Below are 13,934 nucleotides of genomic sequence, written 5' to 3'. Positions count from 1 at the left end.
AAACCATCAAAAACAATATTTTTCTGTATTTATACGGCTTTGCACTTAAAAAATATCCACAAAATCTGCGGATAAATCTTGGGATAACTCACAATCGGCTCTTTCTCTGTTATGTCTTGATCTTTTTAATTGAGTTATTTTTGTATTTGTTGGCATAAAAAACGCCCACAATCGTGAGCGTTTAAGTGTTATCAATTCATTAAATATAATAACTGGTCTTGGTCATGAGTTTGGAAATCGCAGTCATGGTCAAACGTACTGGCACAGGTAAATCTACACCCCCTGCTTTGAGCGCCGTATCGCGATGATGCAATTCATCTTCATTCATTTGGACTAGAATTCTACGTGAACGATCATCTTGTTCGGGTAACTGGCTGATATGATGTTCTAAATGCAGACTCACTTGACGTTCAGTTTCTGCGACAAAACCCAAACTGTATTTATCACCTGCAATACCTGCTATTGCACCCATCCCAAAAGATAAACCATACCATACAGGATTAAGCAAACTGGTGTGGCTGTCTAACTCTTTTAATCGGTCTTCGCACCATGCTAAATGGTCTTGTTCTTCGATCGCAGCTTGTTCCATTTCACGACGTACATTAGGCAATTTCGCAGTTAAAGCTTGACCGTGATATAGGGCTTGCGCACAGACTTCGCCACTATGGTTTACCCGCATTAAGCCTGCAACATGACGTGCTTCACTCACTGCCAATTTGGTTTCAACCGTATTGCCTGGGTTTTCACGTTGAGCCGAAGTTGTGCCAGGTACTAAACTACGCAAGGCTTGGTCAAATGAATGAATAAACTTGTCGATGTCTGTGTAATGACGCATGAAATTAATCCTCCAAAGAGTCTTGTGCAGTATCTAACATTGGCTTGAGCTTTAACAAGAGCCAAAGAGTGAAAACAGCACTTAAAACAGCAGTAATACTAAATAGAATTTTTAAATCAATTTCTAAGACGCTTAAAATTAAAATCGAAAAAATGGCAGATGACACCATAAATAACGCATTCAAAATATTATTGGCAGCAACCACACGTGCACGGTGCGAACGAGGGGAATAAGCTTGCATCATGGCATATAAGGGTACAATGTAAAAACCGCCACTAATGCCCAGCAAAGTGACTGCGCACATGACATGATAATAGCTCCATCCTTGCTGAAAGACTTCGCTTAAGCCCAAAAATGCCCCCGTTTTTTCCGGTACAAAAGCCAATGCGCCCGCCAAATAAAAAGCAAAAATGGTTAAACCGACTGCGCCAATAGGTACCATTTTAATATTGACCTCTGTACCGCCTATTTTACGGCACAGCAAAGAACCTACACCAATACCTACAGAAAATAGCGTCAGTAGTAAACTCACCACGTTTTCAGAGGCATGCAGATTTTGTTGAGTGAGTTGGGGAATTTGGGTTAAATAAGTTGCCCCATAAAACCAGTACCAAGAATTGCCCAATAAAATGAGAAAAATCATGGGTAGGCTTTTGGCATATTTTAATGTCTGAAAACTGGTACGGAAAAAATTCCAGTCAATTTGAATATCAGGCGCAGTGACGCGCTGCGTCAGTACAAAACGGCTTGAGGCATAACCAATCAGTGCAATTATCACCACAGTTAAGCTAATCCAGACTAAATTTCCTGCAGATACTGAAATCACTGCACCGCCTAGAATCATCCCTAATAAAATTGCAATAGATGTACCTGACTGGAAAATTGCATTCCCCGACATCAGTTCATGCGGTTTTAGCACTTCAGGCAAAATGGCATATTTAATTGGACCAAAAAAGGTCGATTGTGCGCCCATTAGAAAAAGGGCAGTCAGCAACAACCACAAACTTCCTAACAGGAAACCTGCAGTCGCAATCAGCATGATAATAATTTCCAGCAATTTGATGGCACGTACCAATTGGGCACGTTCATACTTGTCTGCCAGCTGTCCTGCGGTGGCAGAAAAAATGAAATAGGGCAAAATAAACAGCAAGGCGGCCAAATTGTTCAGGGTGCTGACATTTGCAGATTGCTGGCTAATCAAGCCATAGGTAAAAACCAAAAGCAGCGCTTGTTTATATACATTATCATTGAGTGCGCCAAAGAATTGGGTGAGAAACATCGGCAAAAAGCGACGACTCTTTAACAAATGTTCATTTTTTTTCATGCGTGATTAACTTCATTTAGTTTTATTAAGAAATGTGGCCACTTGATATAATTGTACAGAAAATCATGTATGATGTTTTAAGTATTTCACTAATGAAAAAATCAAACAAATAGTGTTTATACGCGGGTTGATTGGGGTTTATCCAAAAAATTAAATCAGTTTAGAGTTTTTTATGCTTGTAAATACAAACTTTAAAAAATCAGTACTGTGTTCCAGTATGCATGCAATTTTATGCTGGAATATGCCGAAAAAGCTCGGACTAAGTCTGTTTTTAGGTTTAGTTGCATCCTCAAGTTTTGCAGAAAGTCTTAAGGTACCTAACTCCAACACCCAACTCGCTGAAAATCCTACACCACTGCAGACTCCAACTACAGAAGAAGCACAAAATTTAGCTGAAGAAATTAAACAATTGGCAGCAGCACAAGGAAAAGACAGTGCCGAAGATCTGCAAAAAATTGAAGAAGCTTTAGAGCAAACACAAACGCCTGAATTTAATAGTCTAGAAATGCTGAAACAGCAACAACAGGCAGGGGCATCTTTTGCTGAATTTCAGCCTATCGAGTTTGAAGACTTAGAAGATTTACCCATTGCACCTGTAGATCAGCAACTTGCCAATGAAATTTTTCAAGTAGCCCAACAAGCTAAACAAGAAGCGATGCTAGACCGCAATGGTCAAGAGCCTGAAACATTGGTGCAAGATGCGACACAGCAGGAGGTGCTACAAATTGATCAAGCGCCTGTAAATGTTGATCAACTCATGACAAGCATTCAGGCAGACAGAAATTTTGTAGTGGAAGCCAATCCTTCAGACACCTTGACTGAATTGGGTTGGATGACGCAGGTCGAAAATGCCGATAAACCCGGTTTTTTCAGACGTTTATTGTATAAAGTCCGTCCACCGCGTGAGCTAAACACAGCCAAAGTGCCGCGTATTAGTGCTGATGTAGTCATTACCGCAAATAGCGCTAATGGTACACAAGACTCAATTGGAGAAGTGTCGCCCAATGCTTATCGTACAGCGGTAGATCAGTTAAGTGCCAATATTAAGGCTAAATTGTCCAGTTTTACCCAGGAATCTTTTGCAGATTTTCCATCTGCATTGCCACAATTACGTACGCTGTCAAATCAGGCTGCGCAAGCGGTGGGTTTTTATAATGCCGAGTTTAAGTTTGAAAAACTCAGCGAAAGCCGCGTGCGAGTGCATGTTGTGCCAAATCCACCTGTGGCGATTAAACAGCAAAATATTGAATTTACAGGCGAAGGACAATACGAGGCACAATTTCAGGTTATTGGTGTCTTGCCTGATCAAGAAGTAGATGATGTGTTTAATCATGGTTTGTATGAACAAACCAAAAAACGTATTACCGATGCGGCTTCAGATAACGGTTATTTTGACAGTTACTGGCGTCTGCATGACGTGAAAGTCGCTCAACCTCAAAATACAGCCGATATCAATTTACGTTACGAAACAGGCGAGCGTTATAAACTAGGTAACGTCGAATTTCGCATGAGCGATCCAAACCAAGAATTCCCTTTGGATATGGATATTCTGCAAAGTTTGGTCACTTGGCAGGACAATGCTGACTATACTTTTTGGCGTGTGAATGGTTTGGCCAACAACCTCACCAACTCACGTTATTTTAACTACACCTTGGTGGATACAATTCGTCCTGATCCTGTAGAGCATCCTTTGGAATTGCCGCCAGATATTCAGGCTTTAGTTGATCAACAAAAACTCTCTGTTTACGAGGCCACAGCAGCCGATCAAAAACGGGTGGTATCATCTCAGGAAGTGACACAATCTGTGGTGAATGAGGCTGAGTTTGCAGGCACAGAAGAAGGTACTAGCAACGATAAACTGCGCATACTACAAGCACAGCAAGAAGATACACAATCGGAAGAAGAACGCTTAAAACAACAGGCACGTATCGACAAAAAAATTCCTGTGATTGTGACTTTAAATGCAGACCGCTTAAATAGTGCCGAAGTCGGTGCAGGTTTTGGAACTGACACAGGCGTGCGTTTGCGTGGGCAATATCGCCGTGCCATTGTCAATAAACGTGGTCACTCTTTTGATGCTAACTTGGAGCTTTCGCAAATTCGTCAAGCTATTGATGGACGCTATAACATTCCTTATAACCATCCACTGAATGATTATGTTGCGTTGGTTGGCGGTTATGAGCGTGAAGAACGTGACGATGTTGCACAAGGTGGCGGCTTGATGATTGAATCTGCGGTTGCAGGTGTTGACCGTGTGATTAAAAAACCAATGGGCAGTTGGCAACATACTTTTGGTTTACGTTATCGACTAGATCGCTTGACCGAAGATGGCACTGTGTTTTTAACTAAACCTGATGCGTTTATTGCCAATGGGGATGTCGAGCAACAATCGTTATTGCTTGGCTATGAAGTTTCACGTACCGACAGCAACCGTCGTGTTAATCCAAGCAAAGGTTTCCGTCAAATTTATAAAGTAGAACTAGGAAGTGAATCACTGCTCAGTGATGCAGATTTAGCCATTCTGAATGCAGGTTGGCGTTTTATATATTCATTTGGTGAAAATGACGACCATCAGTTTGTCGGGCGCAGTGACTTAGGTTATATCTACACCGAAGATTTTAATAAAGTGCCGTATAACTTGCGTTATTTTACCGGTGGCGACCAGTCTTTACGTGGCTTTGACTATAAGTCTTTATCACCACAAATCGAAGGCTTTAAAATTGGTGGTCAGGCTTTGGCAGTGGGTTCATTAGAATATAACTATCAATTTAAAGAGGGTTGGCGCGCAGCCGTATTTAGTGATTTTGGTAATGCTTACGATAAAGACTTTAGCAACGACACCGAATATAGCGTAGGTTTAGGGGTACGTTGGGCATCACCGATTGGTCCAATTCGGATAGATGTGGCTTCTGGCATTTCAGATGACAATCATCCAATCCGTTTACATTTCTTTATTGGCTCTCAACTATAAATTTAAGACTTAGAGAACATTATGGCTGAAGTTGAACAGCAACCAGAAATCCCAGTAACGCCACCTAAAAAGCGTCGAATACTCAGGAGTGTTTTACTGTCACTGCTGTTGATGCTGGTGTTATTGGTGTCCGCTTTGGTGTTGATGTTCTCAACAGACCGTGGGTCAAAGTTCTTATTAGATAGTGTGTTGCAGCGCCAAGAAATTATTCAATATGAATATGAAGGCGGTAATTTATGGCGCGGGATTATTTTGCGCAATATCATCGTCAGCTTAAAACCTGTTGATGTCAAAATTGACCGTGCCGATGTCATTCTTGGTTGGCGTGCCATACTAGATAAAGAAATCCATCTTAACCGTGCCGATGTGCGTAATCTGCGGATTTATCCAAAAGGCCCGCCGAGTGATGATCCATTCAAATTCAATGAAATCCGTTTACCTTTTGTTTTGCGTTTAGACACTGCCGATGTCGATCATTTATTGATTCAAACCGCTTCTGGAACTCAGATCGATTTTTACGATATTCATTTAAACAATGCCTTATGGTCGGGTACAGAGCTTAAATTTGAAGACTCCAAGATGGATATGGAGTATTTGAATGTACGTAATGCCACAGGCAATATGAAGTTTGAGGGTAAATATCCGCTTAATGTGGTGGGGGTTTTAAATATTCCATCTTTACATAACAGCTTAAATATTCACGATATTAAGGTGGTTGGCAAAGGCACGCTTGATACAGTTCAGGCAGGTGTTGCAACAAATACGCCTGACTTGCTCACAGGATGGGTGGTGTTGCACCCTATGCGCAAACAAGTGCCCATGTTTGGTGAGTTACAATTTAAAGACTACCGTTGGCCGATTTTGACCGAGCAGGAACTTTTTACTCAAGCGGGCGCAGCCAAATTTAAAGGCGACATTAACCGTTTAGATATTGATGTCAATACGGATTTGAGTGGTAAAAACATTCCTAAAGGTCAATATACAGGTTTGATGTATACCGATTTAGTTCATCAACTGAATATCAGTAATTTAAATGCACAACTCATGCAAGGTGCAGCTAACTTGGCGGGTATCGTCAGTTGGGATCAAAAAGTGAGTTGGGATTTAGCAGGGCGTTTGGATAAAATTAATCCTAAAGATCCAATAATTCCTCAAGTGGTCAAAGACTTTTTACCGCCAAGTTTAGATGCCAATTTGACTTCTAAAGGTCATTTGGAAAAAGGTACACATTTAACTGCACAAGTTGATTTTGACCGATTTGAAACATGGAACTTAAAACTAGACCAAAATCCTACACAAGGTAAAGCGGCGAGTCCAATGGTATTGGATGTGCGTTGGAATAATATTGACCGTGCAGTGCCGTATGTGGGTTGGTTAAAAAGTGAATCGGGTGATGTGCAATTGGCCTTAGTAGAAGGTCAGCAAGATATTTTTGTGGCGACTAAAGTCAGCACACATGAAAAAACCATGTTACCTGCAGGTATGTACCAAGCCAAACTGAATTTAAAAAATAATCGCTTAAATATTCCCAATTTTAAATTTGATACCGCAGATAGTCATTTGGCAGGCAGCGCCGTAATTGATTTACCAACCGATAAAAGTCAGTTGAAATGGAATGCAGTATTGGCTGCAAAAAACTTTAACCCACAAAGCATTAGCACCGCAGCACCTGTTAATGTGTTGAATGGGCAGTTTAAAGCCAATGGTTTTGCATTGCCGAATCAGCAAATTATTAATTTAAAAGATATTAATTTAACAGGGCGTTTGGTCAACCAAAACGAAAACGTAGACTTAACTGGGCAAAGCACCATCGCATTATTATTCCATGATATCAAAGCTGGCGGTGGCTTTAAAAGTTTTGCTGTAAATTACGATGGTGGCTTAAATGCCAGTGGCATTCAAGGCAGTAAAGGATATTTAAAACTAAAATTATCAGGTACACCTGAACTAATTAAAATTAGCGACTTACGCCATAATGGTGTTGCAGGGCAAATTGTGGCGGATGGTTTGCTGCATTTGAATAATGGCATAGGTTGGAGTTTAAATGCCTCATTAATTCGCTTTAAACCGCACTATTTTGTGTCCAGTGTTCGTGGTGAATTATCGGGCAACATTCGCACCGAGGGTATTTGGTCAGACACTCAAAAACGGATCAATATTGAGCGGCTGAATTTGGCAGGCATGCTCAATAATAAACCTGTACGTGGTACAGGTAATTTAGCTTTGTTGATTGATGACAATCAAAAAGGCTTTTTTCCACGACAGTTTGAAGCCAATAATCTATTTTTGTCTTATGCCAAAAATCAATTACAAGCGACGGGGAATGCTCAAAATCTGCGTATTAAAGTCAATGCGCCTGCTTTATACGAAATTTATTCAGGGTTGCGTGGGCGTGCTTATGGCTATATCAACGTACAGTCGCAGCCACGCTTACAAGCCACTGCCAATCTTGCTGTTGATGAGTTTAGTGTTAATAATATTTTTAGTGTGCGTAAATTGCGCCTACAAGGTGAGTTGCCAACTTCAGAAAATACACCAAGACTGATGAAGGCATCCATTGAAAATTTACGCAGTGGTAACCGCGGCATTGATCACGGTCAAATTTCTTTGGCAGGTACACGTCAGGCGCATATTTTAAAACTTGAAGCCGAAAATAAGCTGAGTAAGTTTTATGTGCAATTGGCAGGTGGTTTAAATGCACAAAATGATTGGATGGGACAAATTCAGAAAGGGGATTTTGACTCTTTAAGAACCCATTTAGCGCAGCGCCAAAACGCAGCCGTCATTTATCAACATAAAACCAATGAGCTGTATGTCGGTGCGCATTGCTGGATGAGTCAGCAAAGTCAATTGTGTTTTGATCAACCTATTCGTGTGAGTAAAACCAAAGCCAATGCTTCATTTGTAACTCAAAACTTAGACTTAAATGACTTTTCTGCATTTATGCCTGAAGGTTTGGCGATTACAGGTAAGGTCAATGGATATGCCAAAGCGGCATGGGCAAAAGGTCAAAAGCCAAAAATTGATGCTCATTTGGTAACGCGTGATGGCGTCATTGGACTTGCTGGGGACGATCCGCAAGATATTGGCTCTACCTTGCGCTATGAACAAGTGGCTGTGGTCGCAAAAAGCATTGCCGAAGGGCTGAAATTGCGTGTAGATGTGAAAACGCCTGAAATTGGTACGGGTTATGCAAATGTACTAATTGATCCTTACGCTAAAAATATGCCAATGCGCGGTGAAATTGCCTTTGATCAGGTACAACTCAAAGTTTTTAAACCGTTTATTGCCGATGTGCGCACAATGGGAGGGACTTTGTCTTTTGCAGGGAAAGTCAACGGGACTTTAACATCACCATTGCTCACAGGTGAAATGCGCCTGAAAGATGGTGTGATCAGCATGATTTCTTTACCTGTAAATCTGACCAATGTGCAGCTTTATTCATCTATACGCCAAGATCAGGCAAGTATTAATGGTGCATTTAACAGTGGTGGTGGTGTTGGCCGTTTAACGGGCAATGTAGATTGGAAAAATGAGCCACGAATTCAGTTAAATCTAAACGGTAAAGATTTATTGATTCGTCAAGCACCACTGATTACTGCAACGGTTACGCCAGATGTATCGTTAGATGTTTTACCTTTCCAGAAAAAACTGAATTTAAAAGGGCGTGTGGATGTACCTCGAGCTTTGATTTCTATGCCTGAAGTTTCTTCACCTGTGATCAACGTATCTTCGGATGTGCGTGTGGTGCATGAGGGACAAGATCAGCTGGCATTGTTGCGTTCAGCTCGTCCATGGGATATTCGTGCCGACCTTGAGCTGAATTTGGGTGATCGGGTTATTTTCCAAGGGTTTAATAGTCGTATTCCACTGCTTGGACGTTTGTATTTATCCCAACGTGGTTTAGAAACTGCAATGCGTGCCAATGGTGCGATTGGGGTAAGCCAACGTGTGAAAATTGAAGCCTATGGACAAAGTCTGGATTTGAACCGTGCAATTGCGCGTTTTAATGGCCCAATTTCTAACCCAACTTTAGACATGGATGCCAATAAAAACGTGCAGGGCAGTATGGTCGGCTTTAGAGTCACAGGCACAGCCAGTAGTCCGAATATTCAGGTGTATAACGATGCAGGCTTATCTGAACAAGAAGCATTAAATGCCTTGATTACAGGTCGTATCAATGAAGGTACCAGTGGCTTGAGTCAGACCGAAAGCTTTAAGTCAGACGTCAACAATACCATTGCCGCGGCTGGTATTAGTATGGGCTTAGGGGGTACACGTGCCTTGACCAATCAAATTGGGCGTACTTTCGGTTTAAGTGGTTTGGCGCTTGATGCTCAGGGTACAGGAGATGATACCCAAGTCAGTTTGACGGGTTATATCACCCCAGACTTGTTTATCCGTTACGGTGTCGGAGTTTTCACACCTGTCAATAAATTGACTTTGCGTTATCAAATGAACAAACGATTGTATTTGGAAGCCAGCCAAGCTTTAGAACGCGCTGTGGATATTTTCTATAACTGGCGTTTCTAAAAGCAACCTTACTTTAAAATGTATTCAACTCGAGCGCATTTTTCAAACTTGTGTATGGATGGTTGCGTATTTATGCCAACTTTTGATTATCATAAGCACAACAGGAGAGCTTCAATGAAAAAGATTTTAGTGGTGACTGCAGTGCTTGCATTAATGGGCTGTGCAGAAAAGAAACCCTTAACCCCAGAAGAACAATGGCAAGGCTATTGTCGAAGTGTTGGCAACGCAGCGCGTACCATTATGCTAGATCGTCAAAATGCGATTGAAAAAGAAAGTGCCATAGAGCATGCCAATAAAATTGAAGATGACATTACCCGTAATTTTATCTTAGAGATTATTGCGCAAGTCTATGCATTACCAATTGAAGAAATTAATGCTGATGTTGATGCAGCACGTGAAAAAGTCCGTGCTAAATTTACCGAAAAATGTATTGCAACACCGCATGATAAAATGCCTAATTACAAACCGTTCTAAAGAAACGGTTTTTTTGTTAAATAAAATTGAAACATGTTTTGATGTTTTAACTATTTTTTACTGATAAATAGCCTAAGTTAATCAAATGTCTAAAACACAATAAATAACAAATAAATTGTGACAAGATCTAAATCTTAAAACTAGTAATGCTTATCTTTTTCATGAATAATAAAAAAACAACAACAGTAGGAGCGCATAATGGAAGTAGTTGCTTACCTGCAGAATGCAGATTTGCTCTTAGAAGATGAACAAGGTGTCGCGGTGATTGGCGGCAGTTATTATGTGTTGAGTTTAGGTGATCGGTTATACTTACGTCAGCAAATTGATGCACTTGCAAAGATATATCAAGTTCAAATTACATTTACCAGCGCAGAACATTGCATGCTGCATGAAGATGAAATTCAAGTCAAGTTTGAAGGTAGTCGTGAACAATTACAGCACTATCTTCAAGCCACAACAGTACACTAAGGTGGAATATCATTCATTAATTAGAACAGGCAACATGAGTGTTGCCTTTTTTACGCGTTAAACTTTAGGTGAAAAGTTAGTGTAAATACCGAAAAAGTTAAAATTAAGACATGTTTTACCTGTAAATTGAAAATATGCGCATCATTTAGTTATAAAATAATGGGCATCACAAAGAAACACTCTAGTTGCATTAACTTTTAACCGGAAGTTTAGTAAAATTTTGCAGTCCATATTGTTTGTGATGCTTTAAAAGCAGGAATTCACAAATAATTTTTTAAAAAAGAGGAATAACACCGTGCTAGAAGCTTACCGCCAACACGTTGAAGAACGTGCCGCACTCGGAGTCCCACCGAAGCCACTTGATGATGCTCAAACTGCTGCATTAGTTGAATTATTAAAAAATCCACCAGCAGGCGAAGAAGCTTACTTGGTTGATTTGCTTGAAAACCGTGTGCCTGCAGGTGTTGACCAAGCGGCATACGTTAAAGCTGCTTTCTTAGCTGCTGTAGCAAAAGGTGAAGCAACCTCTCCACTCGTTTCTAAAGAGCGTGCTGTTTACTTACTAGGCACAATGCTTGGTGGTTATAACGTAGCACCTTTAGTAGACCTTTTAGACAATGCTGAATTAGGTGGCTTAGCAGCTGAAGCATTGAAAAAAACTTTGCTTGTATTTGACGCATTCCATGACGTAGCAGACAAAGCAAAAGCAGGTAACGAAAACGCGAAAGCAGTTTTACAATCTTGGGCTGATGCTGAGTGGTTCACATCGCGTCCAGATGTTCCTGAAGAAATCAAACTTACAGTCTTCAAAGTTACTGGCGAAACCAACACTGACGACTTGTCACCTGCACAAGACGCATGGAGCCGTCCAGACATTCCATTGCACGCAAATGCGATGTTGAAAAACGTACGTGATGGCATCAACCCAGAAGTTCCTGGTGAAGTTGGTCCATTAAGCCAAATCAAAGAATTGATCGCCAAAGGCAACCAAGTTGCTTACGTCGGTGACGTTGTAGGTACAGGTTCAAGCCGTAAATCTGCAACAAACTCTGTACTTTGGTTCTTCGGTGACGAAATTCCACACATTCCAAACAAAAAAGAAGGCGGTTACTGCTTAGGCGGTAAAATTGCGCCAATCTTCTTTAACACAATGGAAGATGCGGGTGCGTTACCTGTTGAGATCGATGTTTCTAACATGAACATGGGTGATGAAATCACGCTTAAAATCGACCATGCTGCTGCTAAAGTAACAGCGTTCAAAGACGGCGCACAAATCGCTGAATCTGAACTTAAAACTCCAGTGCTTCTAGACGAAGTACGTGCGGGTGGTCGTATTAACTTGATCGTTGGTCGTGGTTTGACAACTAAAGCGCGTGAAGCTTTAGGTCTTGCACCATCTACTTTGTTCCGTACTCCAGTACAACCTGCTGACTCTGGTAAAGGCTTCACTCAAGCTCAAAAAATGGTAGGTCGCGCTTGTGGTCTTCCAGAAGGTCAAGGTGTTCGTCCAGGTACTTACTGCGAACCTAAGATGACTACTGTTGGTTCTCAAGATACAACAGGTCCAATGACGCGTGACGAATTAAAAGATTTAGCTTGCTTAGGTTTCTCTGCAGACTTAGTGATGCAATCTTTCTGTCACACCGCTGCGTATCCAAAACCAGTTGACGTTCAAATGCAACACACGCTTCCTGACTTCATCATGAACCGTGGTGGTGTTTCTTTACGTCCAGGTGACGGTATTATCCACTCTTGGTTAAACCGTATGCTTCTGCCAGATACAGTAGGTACTGGAGGTGACTCGCATACTCGTTTCCCAATTGGTATTTCTTTCCCTGCGGGTTCTGGTCTTGTAGCGTTCGCTGCAGCAACTGGTGTTATGCCACTTGACATGCCTGAGTCTGTACTGGTGAAGTTCAAAGGTAAAATGCAGCCTGGTATCACTTTACGTGACCTTGTACATGCGATTCCTTACTACGCAATTAAAGAAGGTGACTTAACTGTAGAGAAGAAAGGTAAGAAAAACATCTTCTCTGGTCGTATCTTAGAAATCGACTTAACAGAAATGGAAACTGACTTAACTGTTGAGCAAGCATTTGAATTGTCTGATGCTTCTGCTGAGCGTTCAGCTGCAGGTTGTTCTATCACACTTTCTGAAGAGAAAGTTGCTGAATACCTTCGTTCAAATATCACCATGCTGAAGTGGATGATTTCTGAAGGTTATGGCGATGCGCGTACTATGGCTCGTCGTGTTGAGAACATGGAAAAATGGTTAGCGAACCCATCACTTCTTAAAGCTGATGCAGACGCTGAATACACGAAAGTGTATGAAATTGACCTTGCTGACATCAAAGAACCAATCCTTTGCTGCCCGAACGACCCAGATGATGCAAAACTTCTTTCTGACGTTCAAGGCGACAAAATTGACGAAGTGTTCATCGGTTCTTGTATGACAAACATCGGTCACTTCCGTGCTGCTGGTAAGTTATTAGACAAAGTTCCTGGTGGTTCTTTATCTACTCGTCTATGGTTAGCGCCGCCAACTCGTATGGACGAGCGTCAACTTATGGAAGAAGGCTTCTACAACACTTATGGTAAAGCGGGTGCGCGTACAGAAATGCCAGGTTGTTCATTATGTATGGGTAACCAAGCGCGTGTAGCACCGAACACAACTGTAGTATCTACTTCTACACGTAACTTCCCGAACCGTTTAGGTCAAGGTGCGAACGTTTACTTAGCTTCTGCTGAGCTTGCATCTGTTGCTGCGGTACTTGGTAAGTTACCAACACCAGAAGAATACCAACAGTACGCTTCTCAAATCGATAGCATGTCTGCTGACATCTACAAGTACTTGAACTTTGACCAGATGGAAAGCTATACAGACGCTGCTGCGAAAGTAGACACCAAGAAAATTGCTGCTGCTCAGTTGACCTAAGTTGGGAAAAGCAAACACAAGAGCTAATCTATGATTTGTTCGAGTGTTGAGCAATAAGCAAGCTAAAATAAGGGCTGATCATTCAGCCCTTATTTTGTAAGCATCCGGCTAACACAGCCTTACCAAGCGATCCTATAAGCCTTAATTTAGTTCCCACCTAAAAACAAGTGGGGACTTAATCCATGAACATGGATATATATTCAGCAACACCTCCTGTTGCTAAAAAACGCAGAACATACAGCAAAGAATTCAAACTCAGTATTGTCAATGCCTGTAAAAATCCTAATACCTCGATCGCTTCGGTCGCACTGCAACATAGTATTAATGCCAACCTTGTCAGTCGTTGGATCAGGATCTTCAGCCATCATGAGGGTGCCGTGCAGGATCCTACTCA

The 13,934-nt window shown here is 41.4% G+C and carries 8 protein-coding genes; 6 read left to right on the top strand and 2 right to left on the bottom strand.

Annotated features, from left to right (window positions below):
* Positions 1 to 199: 199 nt before the first annotated feature.
* Both coq7 and BJN41_RS00035 read right to left on the bottom strand, forming a co-directional pair.
* Complete coding sequence (gene coq7, locus BJN41_RS00040) at positions 200 to 835, bottom strand: 2-polyprenyl-3-methyl-6-methoxy-1,4-benzoquinone monooxygenase (RefSeq protein ID WP_070151981.1); 636 nt, start codon at positions 833 to 835, stop codon at positions 200 to 202.
* Between the two features lie 4 nt (positions 836 to 839).
* Entirely contained in the window at positions 840 to 2,159 is a 1,320-nt protein-coding gene (locus tag BJN41_RS00035) for an MFS transporter (protein ID WP_070151978.1), read from the bottom strand.
* 172 nt (positions 2,160 to 2,331) lie between these two features.
* Here BJN41_RS00035 and BJN41_RS00030 point away from each other — a divergent pair, with 172 nt between their 5' ends.
* From BJN41_RS00030 to BJN41_RS00005, 6 genes are all read left to right on the top strand, one after another.
* Positions 2,332 to 5,130 (top strand): autotransporter assembly complex protein TamA, encoded by a 2,799-nt coding sequence (locus BJN41_RS00030; RefSeq protein ID WP_070151975.1) that lies wholly within the window; start codon positions 2,332 to 2,334, stop codon positions 5,128 to 5,130.
* A gap of 21 nt (positions 5,131 to 5,151) precedes the next feature.
* The gene (locus tag BJN41_RS00025; RefSeq protein WP_070151972.1) at positions 5,152 to 9,663 is read left to right on the top strand and encodes a translocation/assembly module TamB domain-containing protein; all 4,512 of its coding nucleotides are present in this window, start codon (positions 5,152 to 5,154) and stop codon (positions 9,661 to 9,663) included.
* Between the two features lie 114 nt (positions 9,664 to 9,777).
* On the top strand, positions 9,778 to 10,137 hold the full coding sequence (locus BJN41_RS00020) for a hypothetical protein (RefSeq protein ID WP_019838252.1): 360 nt from the start codon (positions 9,778 to 9,780) through the stop codon (positions 10,135 to 10,137).
* Between the two features lie 198 nt (positions 10,138 to 10,335).
* On the top strand, positions 10,336 to 10,605 hold the full coding sequence (locus BJN41_RS00015) for a hypothetical protein (protein ID WP_070151968.1): 270 nt from the start codon (positions 10,336 to 10,338) through the stop codon (positions 10,603 to 10,605).
* Between the two features lie 295 nt (positions 10,606 to 10,900).
* Positions 10,901 to 13,540: a bifunctional aconitate hydratase 2/2-methylisocitrate dehydratase gene (locus tag BJN41_RS00010; RefSeq protein ID WP_070151966.1), complete on the top strand. Its 2,640-nt coding sequence runs from the start codon at positions 10,901 to 10,903 to the stop codon at positions 13,538 to 13,540.
* Positions 13,541 to 13,722: 182 nt separating this feature from the next.
* A partial coding sequence (locus BJN41_RS00005; protein WP_141730344.1) for a transposase occupies positions 13,723 to 13,934 on the top strand: 212 nt, incomplete at its 3' end.

This window comes from Acinetobacter towneri (genome assembly GCF_001758345.1).
Classification (GTDB): Bacteria; Pseudomonadota; Gammaproteobacteria; order Pseudomonadales; family Moraxellaceae; genus Acinetobacter; species Acinetobacter towneri_A.
This window is presented reverse-complemented; position numbering and strand designations above follow the sequence as displayed.

What these genes read in the sequence shown, in the direction of transcription:
- BJN41_RS00025 (WP_070151972.1), top strand. Translation starts at nt 5,152, where the DNA reads ATGGCTGAAGTTGAACAGCAACCAGAAATCCCAGTAACGCCACCTAAA.
- coq7 (WP_070151981.1), bottom strand. Translation starts at nt 835, where the DNA reads ATGCGTCATTACACAGACATCGACAAGTTTATTCATTCATTTGACCAA.
- BJN41_RS00030 (WP_070151975.1), top strand. Translation starts at nt 2,332, where the DNA reads ATGCTTGTAAATACAAACTTTAAAAAATCAGTACTGTGTTCCAGTATG.
- BJN41_RS00020 (WP_019838252.1), top strand. Translation starts at nt 9,778, where the DNA reads ATGAAAAAGATTTTAGTGGTGACTGCAGTGCTTGCATTAATGGGCTGT.
- BJN41_RS00015 (WP_070151968.1), top strand. Translation starts at nt 10,336, where the DNA reads ATGGAAGTAGTTGCTTACCTGCAGAATGCAGATTTGCTCTTAGAAGAT.
- BJN41_RS00035 (WP_070151978.1), bottom strand. Translation starts at nt 2,159, where the DNA reads ATGAAAAAAAATGAACATTTGTTAAAGAGTCGTCGCTTTTTGCCGATG.